The organism is Aeromonas sp. FDAARGOS 1416 (genome assembly GCF_019048085.1).
Lineage (GTDB): Bacteria > Pseudomonadota > Gammaproteobacteria > Enterobacterales > Aeromonadaceae > Aeromonas > Aeromonas veronii.
The window spans coordinates 2,343,210-2,359,236 of record NZ_CP077301.1 but is presented as its reverse complement, the minus strand read 5'-3'; the positions used below and the strand labels follow the sequence as shown (position 1 = coordinate 2,359,236).

The window sequence follows — 16,027 nt, the reverse complement described above, 5'->3', positions numbered from 1 at the left end:
CAAAAAACCGGCCACGAGGGCCGGTTTGGTACTGGTTTGCCAAGGGATCAGGCTGCGTGCTCGACCTTGTTTGGCTGCTTGTTTGCTTGCTGGGAGAAGCCTTCCAGCTCGCCCGGGGCGAAGTTGTCTACCTGAATCGCTTCGTAGCGCAGGGCATCGGCGGCCAGCAGCTTGTCCGCTTCGTCCTTGCTCAGGATGGAACCGGCCAGTGCGGCGGCAACCAGCTCCGGCAGCGCCAGTTTGCGGGGCAGTTTGCCCTCTTTCTGGGCCTGCACCAGCTTCTTCTCGTAGGGCTGCACAGCGACCATGGCCTGGAAGGCGCGCTCCATCAGGCCGACCGGATCCGCCTCGTCCTTGCCCACATAGCAGAGGGCGGTCAGACGGTCGCGGAACTCGCCCGGCTTCATCATGGCCAGACAGATGGCGTGGCAGCGATCGTCGGCCGGCATCTTGTAACCGACGCCGAACGGGAACACCACGCGCTTGAGTACGGCACCCACCACCTTGTTCGGGAAGTTCTGGAAGAAGCCCTCGAACGCCTTGCCAATCAGGTAGAGGTTGCGCTCCACCGCGTACTGCACGAACGGCAGATCGGAGACCATGCGGCCCTGATCCTCGTAATGCTTGAGGGTGGCGGAGGCCAGATAGAGATGGCTCAGCACGTCACCCAGACGGGCGGAGATCATCTCCTTGCGCTTGAGATCGCCCCCCAGCATCAGCATGGAGACGTCGGCGCACAGGGCCAGCCCTTTACTCATGCGGGAGAGCTGCTTGTAGTAGCGAGCGGTTTCACCGGCTACCGGCGCGCTGTTGAACTGGCCCAGAGTCAGCCCCTGGAACAGGGAGCCGAAGAAGTTGCCGGCGCCGAAGGCGATGTGCTTCATCAGCAGGGCGTCAAACTTCTCGAGACCGCGTTCCACGTCGGTATCGGCCGCCGCTTCCAGCTCGGCAAAGACATACGGGTGGCAGCGAGTGGCCCCTTGCCCGAAGATCATCAGGTTGCGGGTCAGGATGTTGGCCCCTTCCACCGTGATGGCGACCGGAATCCCCATGTAGGCGTAGCCGGTGTAGTTTTTCGGACCGAGCTGGATGGCGCGACCGGCGTGGATGTCCATGGAGTCATCCATGATCTGGCGCGCCATCTCGGTCATGTGGTACTTGGAAATCGCGGTGACGATGGCCGGTGCCTGACCCAAGTCCAGGGAACCGGCGGTCATGCGACGAGCCCCTTCCAGCTGATAGGTGAGGCCGCCGATGCGGGCCAGCGCTTCCTGTACCCCTTCAAACTTGCCGATGGACATGCCGAACTGTTTGCGCACATAGGAGTAGGCGCCCACGGTGCGGCTCGCCATGTGACCACAGGCGGTACCCAGAGCAGGCAGCGAGATGCCGCGACCGGCGGAGAGACACTCCACCAGCATGCGCCAGCCGCGACCTGCGTAATCCGGGCCACCGATGATCCAGTCGAGCGGAATGAACACATCCTTGCCGAAGGTCGGGCCGTTCAGGAACGCCAGACCCATGGGGTAGTGGCGATCGCCGACGCGCACGCCCGGGTGGCTGGTGGGGATGAGCGCGCAGGTGATGCCGAGCTCTTCCTTGTCACCCAGCAGTTTTTCCGGGTCATAGAGTTTGAATGCCAGCCCCAGCACGGTGGCGCGCGGCGCCAGGGTGATGTAGCGCTTGTTCCAGTTGAGGCGAATACCCAGCATCTCTTCACCCTTGTGCATCCCTTTGCAGACGATCCCCTTGTCAGGAATGGCACCCGCATCGGAGCCCGCTTCCGGCCCGGTCAGGGCGAAGCAGGGCACCTCTTTGCCATTGGCCAGCCCCGGCAGCCAGAAATCTTTCTGGGCCTGGGTGCCGTAGTGCATCAGCAGCTCGCCCGGGCCGAGGGAGTTGGGCACCATGACGGTAACCGCCACGCTCAGGCTCTTGGTCGCGATACGGGTGACGATGGTGGAGTTGGCAATCGCCGAGAATTCGCGGCCGCCGTAGGATTTCGGGATGATCAGGGAGAAGAAGCCTTCCTTCTTCAGATAGTCCCACACCGGCTCTGGCAGGTCTTTGGTTTCGTTGACGATCTTGAAGTCATCAACCATGGCGAGCAGGGTTTCGACCTGATTGTCGATAAAGGCCTGCTCCTCTGCGGTCAGCTCGGCCTTGCCGTAGCCGTGCAGTTTTTTCCAGTCGGGGTTGCCGCGAAACAACTCGCCATCCCACCAGACGGAGCCAGCTTCCATGGCCTCCCGCTCGGTAGCTGACAAGGGCGGCAATATCTTTTTGAAGATGCCGAACACCGGACGGGTTACCACCTTTTTACGGATGGAGGGTACGCCGAGCACAACGGCTATCGCCAGCACCAGCAGGACAAGCAATGTGATCATACCGAAGTTCCTTCTATTTCACTGTTTCCGTTGATTTATTGTTTGTTGTTACACGGCCAGGGATAGCCTGGTCGACTCCACGGGCGCCCCGACTCCGGACGCCAGATAAGGAATAACGTTGCGCACCAGCCCTTCCACATCGAGCTGCTGGCCAAAGTCGGCCAGGGCGATGTCGCGCAGGGCATCGGCAGAGGCCATGGTGAATACGACGGTGCCCAGAGTGAAGTGCAGGCGCCAGAAGAGATCCGCCGGCGACAGGGCCGGATTGGCCTTGGAGATGGCCTGGGTGATCCGCTGCAAAATGGGGCCATAGTGGGCGGTGATAAAGCGGCGCAGGTGGCCCTGGCTGTCGATATAGCCGCGCCCCAGCAACTGCATGAAGATGGCCGGGCCGTTGGCCCGCACCGCCGATAGCTTCATCAGCGGCTCGACAAAACTTTCAAACAGTTGCAGCAGGGTCAGCTGCTCCTGCTCCATCAGTACCCGCAGGCGGGCATCGAGATCGGGCATAAACAGGCTCAGGTAACGGTCGAGTACTGCCTGGATCAGCTCCTTCTTGGAGCCGAAGTGATAGTTCACCGACGCCAGATTGACGTCGGCTTCACTGGTGATCAGACGCAAAGAGGTATCGGCGAATCCCCGCTCGGCAAACAGCACTTCAGCGGCGTCGAGAATACGGTTTTTGGTATCGATTTTACTCACTGGACACCTCACTTAAACGAATGTTTAAAAAGTACGTTTCATAACGTGAAGTGTCAAGAGAATGTGAATGAGTGTTAGCGGAATGTTTTTCGATGAAAAAAGCAAAGTGGGCGGAACTTAGTCAAAAAGCAGGACTCTATATCTATGCCACTGCAATTAAACATTAAGTCTCGCCCAACCTGCACCATGCTAGTTGGGCCTTTTTTTGCGCGTTTGTTACCAGTTTGCGGCTTGCAGGCAAAAAAAACCGCCGCAGGGCGCGACGGTGGGGAAAGTGAGTTCGCGTCATCCTGACAGCAAACTGTCGATGCGAGTTCAGGCATGTATCGACGGGGGCAGTATGCCAGCCAGAGCCCCTCAGACTATGTCAGCTTCGCGGCATTTTGTGACAAAGTGTGGCAAGCACTGGCGTGGCCCAAGCTGCCGCTCTTTGCTATGCTGCCCTTTCAAAATATGAGGGGAGAGAAGATGAAGTACCCGGTCGATACCCACACTCACACCATTGCCAGCACCCATGCCTACAGCACTATCCACGACTATCTGCCGATAGCCAGGGCCAAGGGGATCAAGCTGTTCGCCACCACGGATCATGGCCCCGAGATGGCCGATGCCCCTCATGTCTGGCATTTTGCCAACTTGCCGATATTGCCAAGAGTGGTGGATGGGGTTGGGATCCTGCGGGGTATCGAGGCCAACATCAAAAACCTGGAGGGGGAGATCGATTTTCCCGAGCGCTATGAGTCGCGTCTGGACATGATCATGGCGGGCTTTCATGAGCAGGTATTCCCTCCCTGCGATCAGGCAACCCACACCCAGGCGATGATCAACGCCATCAAGAGTGGCCGGGTCGACATGATCAGCCACCCGGGCAACCCCTCATTTCCCATCGACATTCAGGCTGTGGTCAAGGCGGCTGCGGACTATCGGGTGGCGCTGGAGATCAACAACTCCTCCTTCATTCACTCGCGCCCGGGGAGCGAAGGCAACTGCCGTGCCATAGTCGAAGCTGCGCGAGATCTGGGGGCCTATCTCACCTTCGGCTCCGATTCCCACGTGGCATTTACTCTTGGCGATTTTGACCACTGCCACCGTCTGGTGACCGAAGCGGGCTTCCCGCAAGAGCGGATCCTGGTGCGCTCCCCCCGCGCCCTGCTCGATTTTCTCGAGAGCCGCGGCCGGGCCCATATCCCCGAGTTTGCAGATCTGTAAATCGGACTCTAACACCATGAGCCAACTCATAAAATCGAGCTGACTCAATTGACTTGCCGGTCATTTTTCATGAATGTGGAGAGCAACAAGCCGGTATAGCTCAGTTGGTAGAGCAGCGCATTCGTAATGCGAAGGTCAGGAGTTCGATTCCCCTTATCGGCACCAGATCGTGAGGGCAGGTTTCATTTGTGAAACCTGCCCTTTTTACATGGCTTTTGCCAAGGCTCGCTCCACATAGAGATAGCCAATCCCCATCACCTGCTGGGCGCGGCTGAGCTGGCCGAAACGGATATGGGTGGCGTTGACCGCATCGCTGCAGTCGAACGGGTTGGCGCCGGTCTGACTGACGATCGTTTGCAGCCAGGTTTCACCAAAGTGGCAGCTGCGGCCATAGAGCCAGATGCGGTTGATGTTGAGGATATTGAGGAAGTTGTAGAGGCTCAGGCCAATGGCGCGGGCCCCTTCGTCCACCAGGGCACGGATCATGGTATCCCCCTGATGGTAGAGCGCGAGCAGTTGGGCGGTATCCAGCTCTACACCAGTCTGCGCCGGGTTGTCAGCACTGGCTTGTTGTTTGAGAAAGACCCGGGCCCGTTTCTTGATGGCAAACAGCGAGGCGACTGTCTCCAGGCAGCCATAGCGGCCGCATGCACAGGCGCTGCCGTCCGGATTGATGATGGTGTGCCCTATCTGGCCGCTGCCAAACAGGGCGCCCCGGTAGATCTGGTCGTTGATGATAAAGGCCGAGCCAATACCGTAATCGACGTTGATGACGCAAAAATCCCCGTTCCCTTCCCGGCCCTGCCACTTCTGGGCCAGCGCCAGCATGATGCAGTCGTTATCCACCATCACCTCGCAACCCAGCCGCTCCTCCAGCAGATACTTGAGCTCGACCGGCGCGTGCCAGGGGGCTTGCGGCATGGTTTGCGATACCCCGGTCGCCGGGTTGACCTGACCGTGTACCGCCAAGGCCAGCCGGATCGCCAGTCCCTTGTGGCGGCGCTTGTGCTGGTAGTAGTGCGCTTCAATCAGGTGCAGCAGCTCATCGGGGGTTTGTGGGGCAATCTTCTGGTCGCTGAACTCACCCAGTGGGGTGATCAGGTTATCCACCAAGATGCTCTCCAGATGGGTGGGACTGATATTGAGGCAAAGAATGGCCCCCTGGCCGCTGGCGATGCGGTAGCTGCCGCCATTGATGCCGCGTTGGGAGAGGTTCTGCTCGCTGTGGCTGATGACCCCCTCGGCCACCAGCTCGTCGAGGATCTTGCTGACCGCCGGAATGGAGAGCTCGCAATGGCGCGCCAGGGTGGACTTGCTCGCCTCCTTGAGCTGGTATAGCAGGGCCAGCAGTACCTGCTTGTTGTGGTGGCGTACCTTCTGGTTGTTCAACCCTGTGCTCATCACTTCACTAAACTCCGCTTACTTTATTGCGTGATCTTTAGGCAATTAATGGTGGTTTAACCATTCTAATCTGGCCTCACTGAAATTTTTACTAACAAGTATTAAGTGAGGCGAAATTGATGAGAGCTGATGTCAAGGTCTGGGTCGAAACCATCACCCTGCCGACCTACGAGGTGGGCGCCGAAGATCCCAACCCCATGTTTCTCGAGAAGCGGGTCTATCAGGGCTCCTCGGGGGCTGTCTATCCCTATGGGGTGATCGATACCCTCACCGGCCAGAAGCAGATGAAGTCCTATCAGGCGGTCTGGCTGGAGAACGACTTTATCAAGGTGATGCTGCTGCCGGAGCTGGGGGGGCGTATCCACCGTGCCTACGACAAGGTGATGAATCGCGACTTCGTCTATTACAACGAGGTGATCAAACCGGCGCTGGTGGGGTTGGTGGGGCCCTGGATTTCCGGCGGTATCGAGTTCAACTGGCCGCAGCACCACAGACCCACCACTTTCATGCCGGTGGACTTCACCATTACGGAACGGGAGGGCGGCGCCAAGACCGTCTGGCTCGGCGAGGTGGAGCCGATGCGTGGTCTGCAGGTGATGGCGGGGTTTACCCTCTATCCCGACAAGGCGCTCATCGAGATCACTGGCAAGGTGTTCAACGGCAACGACACGCCGCGCCACTTCCTCTGGTGGTCCAACCCGGCGGTGAAAGGGGGCGATGCCCACCAGAGCGTCTTCCCGCCCGATGTGACCGCCGTCTATGACCACGGCAAGCGCGACGTCAGTGCCTTCCCCATCGCCCGCGGCACCTACTACAAGGTGGACTACTCCGCCGGGGTCGATATCTCCCGTTACCGCAATATTCCGGTACCCACCTCCTATATGGCGGACAAGTCTGACTACGACTTTGTCGGTGCCTACTGCCATGACGAGCAGGGCGGCCTGTTGCACGTGGCGGATCACCACGTTTCGCCGGGCAAGAAGCAGTGGAGCTGGGGCAACTGTGACTTCGGTCTGGCCTGGGATCGCAACCTGACCGATGACAACGGCCCCTACATCGAGCTGATGACCGGGGTCTATACAGACAACCAGCCTGACTTTACCTGGCTGGATGCGGGGGAGGAGAAGGTGTTTGTGCAGAACTTCCTGCCCTACAACACCCTCGGCACCCTGCAAAACGCCAACACCCGCGCCGCCATCAAGCTGGAGCGTAGCGAGGACGGTCTGTTGTGCGGTGCCTACGCGATCGCGCCGCTGTGCCACGCCCGTTTCGAAGTGAGTGATGAGAGTGGCGTGCTGTTCACCCAGACGCTAGATCTGCAGCCGGGTCAGGCCTGGCTTGAGTCGCAGGCCATCACCAGCGAGGGACGCTTGCAGGTACGCCTGCTGGATGAGCAGGGCCAGACGATCCTGAGCTATCTCGAGCATCAGCCCGCGGGCGAAGCCCTGCCGGATCCCGCTATGGCGCCGGAGCCCGCCGTCAATCTCGACTCGGTCGACGAGCTCTACTTCATCGGCCAGCATCTTGAGCAGTATCTGCATGCCAGCCGTTCGCCCTTTGATTACTACCAGCGGGCTCTGGAACTCGATGGCGGCGACTATCGCTGCAACCTGGCGCTGGCAACGCTGGAGTACAACCGCGCCAACTATGAGCAGGCGCTGACCTACGTCAATCAGGCGCTGGTCCGTGCCCATCGCCTCAACAAGAACCCCCAGTGTGGCAAGGCGAGCTTGCTGCGTGGCCACATCGAGGAACGTTTGGGGCAGTTCGATGCCGCCTTCGATGACTTCTACAAGGCGACCTGGAGCGGTAACTGCCGCGACAGCGGCTTCTTCGGGCTGGCCCGCATCGCCATGGTGCGCCGGGATCCCGCGCAGGCACTGCAATTTGTGGAGAAGAGTCTTGCCGTCAACGGCACCCACTACGGCGCTATCGCCCTCAAAGGGTTGGCGCTGCTGGAGTCTGGCCAGCGGGAGGTGGCCATCGCCTATATCGACGAGCAGCGCGTTCGTTATCCACTTCACTATCAGCTGGCCTTCCTGCGCTGGCTGGCAAGCGAGCAGCCAAGCGATCTCGAGGCGCTGCGCACCCTGTGCAACGGGCGCGGGGTGAATGTCTGCTTCCTGGCGAGCAATCTGCTGGCGCTGGGTCGCCCCGAGCTGGCGCAGCAACTGCTCTCAACACTGCCGGTGGAGGAGACCCTGCCGCTGCTGTTCCAGGCTGCATTGTTGCCGGAAGGTGAGGCGCAGGATGCCCTGCTGGCGCGAGCCGAGCAGGCCTTTAGCCGCAAGGTGCGCTTCCCCAATACCCTTGGCGAGGTGGCCATGCTGGCGCAACTGCCACACAGCTGGTTTGCCAGCTATCTGCTGGGCTGCTTCCACTACAGCAAGCGCAGCTACCCGCAAGCTATCGCACTGTGGCAGCAGGTGTGCGAGCAGGCGCCCGGGTTTGCCCCGGCATGGCGCAACCTTGGCATCTATCACTTCAACAAGAGCGGCGATCCGGTGGCGGCCGAGCAGTGTCTGAGCCGAGCCTTTTCCCTCAAGCCGGATGATGCCCGTTTGCTGTTTGAACTGGATCAGCTGCACAAGCGTTGCGCCATGGCGCCAAGCGAGCGGTTGGCGCTGCTGGAGGCGCATCGTGAGGTCGCCCTCAAGCGCGACGATCTGACCGCCGAACTGCTCAGTCTCTATCACATCACCGGCCAGCTGGAGGCGGCGGCAGAGATCTTGCGGCTGCGCGAATTCCACCCCTGGGAGGGGGGCGAGGGCAAGGTGACCGGCCAGTACCTCATCAATCAGCAACGCCGGGCATTGGCGTTGATGATTCAGGGACGCCACGAGCAGGCTATTCCGTTGCTGCAACAGGCGTTGCACTACCCCCTCAATCTGGGGGAGGGACGTCTGGTGGGACAGACCGACAACGATATCCACTACCTGTTGGCGCTCTGCCATCTGGCCTGTGACAACCAGAGTCTGGCGGCCCAGTGTCTGCAACTGGCCTGTCTGGGTCAGGGTTCGCTCGGGGCCAGCCGCTACTACAACGATCAGCCGGTGGATTATCTCTTCTATCAGGGTATGGCGCTGGCACGTCTTGGTCGGGTTGCGGAGGCGCAGCGTCTCTTTGAAGGAATGGTCGGCTGGGCCGAGCAGGCGATGGGCGAGTCTGTCGAGGCGGACTTCTTCGCCGTCTCACTGCCGGATCTCATCGTGCTGGATGACGACCCGCAGCACAAACATCGCCAGCACTGTCTGCTGATCAGAGCACTCGGTCTGTTAGGGCTGGGTCAGCTGGATGGTTGTGAACAGACCTTGCGAGAGCTGCTCATCCTTAACCCTGCTCACGACAAGGGGCACCTCTTTGCCCTGATCTGCCGCGAGCTGTCACTCCACTCATAACAAAAACCGGCGCCCCGCCACGGTGAGGGGCGCCACTGCACCCTACAATCGACAAGATGATAAGGATGAGTCATGGAACGCACGAAAAATCAATTAGATACGAATGGGCTCAATATGAGCTACATCTGGATGATCTGTTTGGTGGCCGCCTGCGGTGGCCTGCTGTTTGGTTATGACTGGGTGGTGATTGGCGGGGCCAAGCCCTTCTATGAGGCCTATTTCGCCATCACGGATCCGGCCCAGTCCGGCTGGGCCATGAGCTCGGCGCTGGTGGGCTGCGTGCTGGGGGCCGCCATCTCCGGCTGGTCAGCCGACCGCTTTGGTCGCAAGAAGCCGCTGATCCTGGCCGCCATCCTCTTCACCATCTCGGCGTGGGGCACGGCTGCGGCCAGCAACTTCGATCTGTTTGTGGTTTATCGCATCATCGGCGGGATCGGCATCGGCCTGGCCTCTGCGCTCTCGCCCATGTACATCGCCGAGATCAGCCCGGCCAACAAGCGCGGCAAGTTCGTGGCCATCAACCAGCTCACCATCGTCATCGGTGTGCTGGCGGCTCAGCTGGTGAATCTGATGATCGCCGATCCGGTGGCAAGCAATGCGACTCAGGCCGATATTCTGGCGACCTGGAATGGACAGTCCGGCTGGCGCTGGATGTTCGGTGCCGAACTGGTACCTGCGTTGGCGTTTCTGGTGTTGATGTTCTTCGTGCCGGAGTCGCCGCGCTGGTTGGCCAAAGATGGTCAGTATGAGAAAGCCTCCCGCATGCTCGGCAAGATTGGCGGGGATGCCTATGCCAAGCAGACCCTGGCCGATATCCGCCAGACTCTGGTGGGCGAGACCCACAAGGTCTCGCTGGCGGAGCTGGGCAAACCCTCGGTGCGGCCGATCCTCATCATCGGGATTGTGCTGGCGGTGTTCCAGCAGTGGTGCGGCATCAACGTCATCTTCAACTATGCGCAGGAGATCTTTGCCTCCGCCGGGTTTGACATCAACAGCACCCTCAAATCCATCGTCGCCACCGGTCTTATCAACTTGCTGTTTACCCTGATCGCGCTGCCCATGGTGGACAAGATTGGCCGCCGCAAGCTGATGCTGATTGGCTCGGCGGGCCTGACCATTATCTACGGCATGATGGCGGCGGCCTACGCCACAGGCGTACTGGGGCTGCCAGTGTTGCTGCTGGTATTGGCGGCTATCGCCATCTATGCCTTGACCCTGGCGCCGGTTACCTGGGTGCTGCTCTCGGAGATCTTCCCGAATCGGGTGCGTGGGCTGGCGATGTCGGCCGGTACGCTGGCGCTCTGGATCGCCTGCTTCGTGCTGACCTACACCTTCCCGCTGCTCAATGCCGGGTTGGGGGCTGCGGGCAGCTTCCTGCTCTATGGCCTTATCTGTTTTGCCGGTCTCATCTTTATCTATCGCAAGGTGCCCGAGACCAAGGGCGTCACGCTGGAGGCACTGGAAGCCCAACTGGCCCAGGGCAAGGTCGAACTGACGCCGACCAAGGCTAGCGCCTCGGCATGACGGTTTACACATTAAATAACCCGCATCTTCGGATGCGGGTCTCTGCACAAGGGGCCTGCCTGCTGGGGCTGGAGGATGACAAAGGGCGCCCGCTGTTGCGCGACACGGACCTGGCGCAGCCCTGGCATCCCGGCCAGAGCGCGCTGTTTCCCATGTTGCCGCTGGCCAACCGGGTCGCAGGCAACCGTTTTGAGTTATGGGGGGAGGAGCATCGCTTGCCAGAAAGTCCCGTCGATCCCGACTTTTTCCTGCATGGCGATGGCTGGTTGCAGCCATGGCTGTGGGTGGCGGGTTCTACCAGTTCGGTGACGTTGCAGTTGACCAGCCAATGCGGCCCTTTTCACTATCTGGCGGAGATCGACTATCGGCTGCAGGGGGCGAGCCTGGTGGCGCGAATCAGCCTGACCCATCTTGGGGAGCGCCCCTGTCTCTACGGCGCGGGTTTTCACCCCTTCTTCTGGCGCGACGAGCAGACCCGCATCCGTTTTCTGGCGAGCGGCGTCTGGCAAGAGGGAGCGGAGCATCTGCCGACCGACTGGTCGAGCAGGCTGGCGCCCCACCTCGATTTTCGCCATTGGGCTCGCCCGCAAGGGTGGCTCAACTACTGTTATGGCGGCTGGCGCGGTCAGGCCGAGCTTGACCATCCTGCCCGCCAGCAGCGGCTGCTGGTTTCAAGCGAGTGTGCCTTCCTGATGCTCTATCAGCCCGATGAGGGGAGTGGCTTCGTTTGTCTGGAGCCCCAGAGTCACGCCGCCAATGCCCACCACCTGGCCGGTCACCCCGGTTTGCAGCTACTCGCCAGAGGTGACCGCATGAGTATCGGTATGACCCTGACAGTGGCGTCCGGGGGCTGATAATGATCTGGCTTGTGGTATTGGTGAACGCAAAGAGCCACCCGCCGGGTGGCTCTTTTTATTGCGGATTATCCTGCTTGTTACCTGAGCTCCGGTCAGGCTATCTCCATCTCTGGCTGTTGTGTCGAGGTGTGTTGGCTGGTCAGCTTGTCGATGCGCACCGCAGCTACCTTGAACTCGGGGATCTTGGCTTGGGGGTCGGTGGCATTGATGGTGAGCCGGTTGGCCGGGGCTTCGGCGAAGTGGAACGGGATAAAGACCACGCCCGATTGCATCCGCTTGGTGACGAAGGCGGGCAGCTCGATATGGCCGCGGCGGCTGGTGACCTTCACCCGCTCGCTGTTGCTGATGCCCAACCGCTGCGCATCCACCACGCTCATCATCACCCGTGGCCCAGCCAGCTTGTCGAGCCCCTTGGTCTTGCGGGTCATGGTGCCGGTGTGGAACTGCTCCAGCAGGCGGCCGGTAGTGAGCACGATGGGATAGGTCTCGTCTGGCAGTTCGGCGGCATAGCGGAACGGGGTCGCGACCATCTCCCCCTTGCCACGGGTGAACTGCTTGCCGTGGAGCAGGCGAGTGCCTTCGGGCGCCGCGTCGTTGCAGGGCCACTGCAGCCCTTGCGCTCCCACCTTGTCCCACTGGATGCCGGCGTATTGCGGGGTGACCCGGCAGATCTCGGCGGTGATCTCCTGTGGGTGTTGATAGCGCCAGTCGCCACCCATGGCGTTGGCGATCTGCTGGATGATCCACCAATCCTCCCGCGCTTCACCCGGCGCCTTGAGGGCGGGGGAGATGCGCTGTACCCGCCGCTCGGTATTGGTGAAGTGGCCGCTCTTCTCGGCAAAAGAGCTGGAGGGGAGCACCACATCGGCGAGTTGGGCGGTTTCGGAGAGGAAGATATCCTGTACCACCAGAAACTCCAGCTGCTTGAGCCCCTCAATGACGTGATGCTGGTCCGGATCGCTCAGCACCGGGTTTTCACCCATCACATAGAGCCCCTTGATGCTGCCTGCACAGGCGGCATCGATGGTTTCGGTGAGGGTGAGACCAGGCGTGCGCGGTAAGTCTGGCTGCTTCCAGGTGGTGGCGAAGCGGGCATGCACCTCTGGGTCGGTCACCTTCTGATAGCCGGGCAGGCAGTTGGGCAGCGCCCCCATGTCACAAGCCCCCTGCACGTTGGACTGGCCCCGCAGCGGGTTGATGCCGCCCCCTTCGATGCCGATGTTGCCGCACAGCAGTTGCAGGTTGGCGATGGCCCGCACGTTGTCGTGGCCGGTAGTGTGCTGGGTGATCCCCATCGAGTAGTAGATGGCGGTGCGTTCGGCGGTGCCGATGAGGCGGGCGAGCTCGATCACCTGCTCGGCCGGCACGCCGGTGACGAGGGCTACCTTGTCCGGTGCATAGGCCGGGGAGAGCACCTCCGCTTGCAGCGCCTCGAACCCTTCTACTCGTGCGGCGATATAGGCCTTGTCGTGCCAGTTGTTCTGAATGATCTGCTGCATCAGGCCGTTGAGCAGCATCACGTCGGTGCCGGGGCGGTGGGCCAGGTAGAGGCTGGCGTGGTCGGCCATTTCGATCCGCTTGGGATCGGCCACTACCAGCCGCGCTTTGCCCGTGGTGACGGCCTGCTTGATATGGGAGCCGATGATGGGGTGGGCCGCCGATGTGTCGGAGCCGATGATGAAGATAAGATCCGAGTGATCAATGCTCGGGATGTCGTTGGTCATGGCGCCGCTGCCGAGTGACGCCTCCAGCCCGGTGACGGTGGAGGCGTGGCAGAGCCGCGCGCAGTGATCCACGTTGTTGGTTCCCAGCTCCCGGCGCATGAACTTCTGGAACAGGTAGTTCTCTTCGTTGGTGGTTTTGGCCGACGAAAAACCTGCCAGCGCATCGCTGCCATAACGTTGGCGCAGGGCGGTGAAGCGTTCTGCAACCAGCTCAATGGCATCTTGCCAGCTGGCGGGCACCAGCTTGCCATCCTTGCGGATGAACGGTGTGGTGAGGCGCTCCTCGCTCTGGATAAAGTCAAAGCCGAAGCGCCCCTTGACGCAGAGCAGCCCCTGATTGACCGGCGAGTTGCGATTCCCCTCCACATAGCGGATGCGGTTGCGCGCCTCATCGACGTAGAGGGTGACACCGCAGCCGACCCCGCAGTAGGTGCAGATGGTATTGACCGGCGTGAGCAGTTCGGTGCGCCCCTGCGACTTGTCGCGGGCATCCACCAGGGCCCCGGTGGGGCAGACCTGTACGCAGGCGCCGCACTGCACGCAGTGGGAGTCGCCCATCGAGAGCCCCGTGTCGAACTGCGGCCGGTTCGAGAGGGTGCCATCGCTGTTCTTGGCAAAGCGCAGCACACCCTGTACCGCCTGCTCACCGCAGGTCTGCACGCACTGGCCGCAGCCGATGCAGCGGTTGGCATCAAAGACGATAAATTCGCTGCTGTTATCCACTGCAAACTTCTGGCACTGGCTGGTATCGAGGGCACTCTGCTCGACCTTGTATTCGGTGGCGTAGTCGCGTAGCGCGCAATCGGTGTTGGCCTGACAGCCGCACTCGAGGCAGCGGCTGGCCTCGCTGCGGGCATTCTGGTCACTGAGGCCGCGCTCCACCTCGGCAAAGCTGCCCTCGCGATCCTGGTCTGCTAGATGGGGCATGATGCTGCGGGCGACTTTTTTCAGGTGAGCAAACTGGGCGGGATCGACCTGCTTGAGTGTGGGTGCCTTGCAGGCGTTGAAGGGGCGAACCGGATCGATCATGTCACCGTGAAGGAACTGATCGATGGCCAGCGCGGCCTTGCGACCATCGGCGACCGCCTCGATGGCGGTGGCTGGCCCGCGGCGCAGATCGCCGATGGCGAACAGGTTGCCGTGGCCGCTGTGCATGGTCTCGGGGTGGGACTCTAAAGTCTGCCAGCGGGTGAAGGGGAGGGTGAGGGATTCCCCTTCCATAAAGCTGAGATCCGGCTGCTGCGACACTGCCGCAATCACGGTATCAAACTCTTCAATGAGGTACTCGCCGGTTGGCTCCGGGCGGCGGCGACCGGAGGCATCCGGCTCGCCGAGGGCCATCTTCTCGAGGCGCACCTGACAGACGCGACCACGACTGTCCGGCAGATTCTCTACCGGATTGGTGAGCATCAAAAAACGTACCCCTTCGTGCTCCGCCTCGTCAATCTCGTAGACTTCGGCGGGCATCTCGGCGCGGGTGCGGCGATAGATAAGGGTGGTTTCAGCGCCCAGCCTGACCGCCGTGCGGGCGCAGTCGATCGCGGTATTACCACCCCCGATCACCGCAACCCTCTTGCCGGTGGTGAGCCGCTTGGCCAGCATCCGATCCTTGAGGTAATCGACCCCGAGATAACAACCGGCCAGGGTGCTGCCCGGGTAATCCATCGGCACCGCCTTGGATGCGCCAACCGCCAGACAGACCGCATCATAGTCGCGGCACAGTGCCGAGAGGGTGATCTGGTGGCCCAACCGCTGCCTGGTGTGGATCCGCATGCCGCTTTGGCACATCAGGCCAATCTCCTGATCGAGGATCGCCTTGGGCAGCCGGTACTCGGGGATGCCGTAGCGCAGCCAGCCACCCGCTTCGGGCATCGCCTCGAACAGATCGACCTCGAACCCCTCGTAACCCAGATAGTAACCGCAGGTGAGGCCGCCCGGGCCGCTGCCGATAATGGCCACCCGCTTGCCCTTGGCGGGCTTCTTGGCTGGTTGATAGGGGGCAATCTCGGCCAGATCGAGATCTGCGGCGTGGCGCTTGAGCTGGCGAATGGCGAGCGGCTCATCTACCAAGGCGCGGCGGCACTGTGCCTCACAAAAGGCGGGGCAGACCCGGCCGATGGAGAGGGGCATCGGCAGGGTCTGTTTTATAACGGCCATCGCCGCTTCGTGCTCCCCCATGGCGATGTGGTGCAGATAGGATTGAATGTCCACGCCGGCCGGACAGGCGCGCTGGCAGGGGGCTTCGCAATCGGCGTAGTGATCCGAAAGGATGCGGCCGAGCGCCTGCTGGCGGTGGGCGCGCAGGGCATCGCTTTGGCTGGTGATCACCATTCCTGCCTCGGGGTGTGTCTCGCAGGCGCGGCGGATGCCGAGACCGGTAATTTCAACCACGCAGAGGTCGCAGGGGGTCTTGGGGCCGCTGGTGTTGTCACCGCACAGGGAGGGGATATCGATCTGGTGCTGTTTGGCTATCTGGAGCAGGGTTCTGGTCGGGTCAACCGTCAACTGAGCCCCATCGAGGGTGATGGTGATCATGGCGTCATAAACTCGCTTTTAAGGCGCAGAAAATGCTGCATCTGGCGGAGCCAGCAGGGGAAGCGACAGGGAGGCCGCTTGCTATACGCTCACCATAACAAAGATTATTTACAACTTTATTTGATTTTAGACAGCTTATTGTTCAAAAGGGAAAACGATTTTAGGTTGTCTTGTCTACCTCATCGGCACGGCGCATCGTTGAGAAATATTCCTGTTAAAGCAGGAGATTCATTGTTTTAATGTCAGTTGATGCATCTAGCAGAAGAGAGGCCGCTCTCGCTCACGGTAGG

Annotated in this window: 8 protein-coding genes and 1 tRNA gene; 5 read left to right on the top strand and 4 right to left on the bottom strand. The window is 61.0% G+C overall.

The genetic code is table 11. From position 1 onward, the window contains the following. Positions 1 to 47 precede the first annotated feature (47 nt). Positions 48 to 2,387, bottom strand: coding sequence for an acyl-CoA dehydrogenase (locus tag I6L46_RS10350; RefSeq protein ID WP_216975354.1), 2,340 nt, complete (start codon positions 2,385 to 2,387; stop codon positions 48 to 50). Positions 2,388 to 2,435: 48 nt separating this feature from the next. Next, complete coding sequence (locus tag I6L46_RS10345) at positions 2,436 to 3,089, bottom strand: TetR/AcrR family transcriptional regulator (RefSeq protein WP_005334507.1); 654 nt, start codon at positions 3,087 to 3,089, stop codon at positions 2,436 to 2,438. Between the two features lie 468 nt (positions 3,090 to 3,557). Between I6L46_RS10345 and I6L46_RS10340 the strand changes: the two genes are divergently transcribed. Then, entirely contained in the window at positions 3,558 to 4,298 is a 741-nt protein-coding gene (locus tag I6L46_RS10340) for a phosphatase (protein WP_216975352.1), read from the top strand. Between the two features lie 89 nt (positions 4,299 to 4,387). After that, positions 4,388 to 4,463 (top strand) — tRNA-Thr (locus I6L46_RS10335). Between the two features lie 39 nt (positions 4,464 to 4,502). Here the strand turns inward: I6L46_RS10335 and I6L46_RS10330 are convergent. Beyond that, the gene (locus I6L46_RS10330; RefSeq protein ID WP_254203091.1) at positions 4,503 to 5,699 is read right to left on the bottom strand and encodes an ROK family transcriptional regulator; all 1,197 of its coding nucleotides are present in this window, start codon (positions 5,697 to 5,699) and stop codon (positions 4,503 to 4,505) included. A gap of 119 nt (positions 5,700 to 5,818) precedes the next feature. Here I6L46_RS10330 and I6L46_RS10325 point away from each other — a divergent pair, with 119 nt between their 5' ends. The 3 genes from I6L46_RS10325 (at position 5,819) to I6L46_RS10315 (ending at position 11,475) form a co-directional block, all read left to right on the top strand. Further along, positions 5,819 to 9,097: a DUF5107 domain-containing protein gene (locus I6L46_RS10325; protein WP_216975350.1), complete on the top strand. Its 3,279-nt coding sequence runs from the start codon at positions 5,819 to 5,821 to the stop codon at positions 9,095 to 9,097. 72 nt (positions 9,098 to 9,169) lie between these two features. Beyond that, entirely contained in the window at positions 9,170 to 10,621 is a 1,452-nt protein-coding gene (locus tag I6L46_RS10320; RefSeq protein ID WP_033136275.1) for a sugar porter family MFS transporter, read from the top strand. Next, a complete protein-coding gene (locus tag I6L46_RS10315; RefSeq protein ID WP_302054252.1) occupies positions 10,618 to 11,475 on the top strand; it encodes an aldose 1-epimerase in 858 nt (285 codons plus the stop codon). Before I6L46_RS10320 ends, I6L46_RS10315 begins: the two co-directional genes overlap by 4 nt. A gap of 95 nt (positions 11,476 to 11,570) precedes the next feature. On the opposite strand, the gene fdhF is transcribed toward I6L46_RS10315, so the two are convergent. Then, positions 11,571 to 15,737, bottom strand: coding sequence for a formate dehydrogenase subunit alpha (gene fdhF / locus I6L46_RS10310; protein WP_216975345.1), 4,167 nt, complete (start codon positions 15,735 to 15,737; stop codon positions 11,571 to 11,573). Positions 15,738 to 16,027: the final 290 nt, after the last annotated feature.

Excerpts from the sequence above, each read along its gene's own strand:
- I6L46_RS10350 (WP_216975354.1), bottom strand. The coding sequence starts at position 2,387 with ATGATCACATTGCTTGTCCTGCTGGTGCTGGCGATAGCCGTTGTGCTC.
- I6L46_RS10340 (WP_216975352.1), top strand. The coding sequence starts at position 3,558 with ATGAAGTACCCGGTCGATACCCACACTCACACCATTGCCAGCACCCAT.
- I6L46_RS10330 (WP_254203091.1), bottom strand. The coding sequence starts at position 5,699 with ATGAGCACAGGGTTGAACAACCAGAAGGTACGCCACCACAACAAGCAG.
- I6L46_RS10325 (WP_216975350.1), top strand. The coding sequence starts at position 5,819 with ATGAGAGCTGATGTCAAGGTCTGGGTCGAAACCATCACCCTGCCGACC.
- I6L46_RS10320 (WP_033136275.1), top strand. The coding sequence starts at position 9,170 with ATGGAACGCACGAAAAATCAATTAGATACGAATGGGCTCAATATGAGC.
- I6L46_RS10315 (WP_302054252.1), top strand. The coding sequence starts at position 10,618 with ATGACGGTTTACACATTAAATAACCCGCATCTTCGGATGCGGGTCTCT.
- fdhF (WP_216975345.1), bottom strand. The coding sequence starts at position 15,737 with ATGATCACCATCACCCTCGATGGGGCTCAGTTGACGGTTGACCCGACC.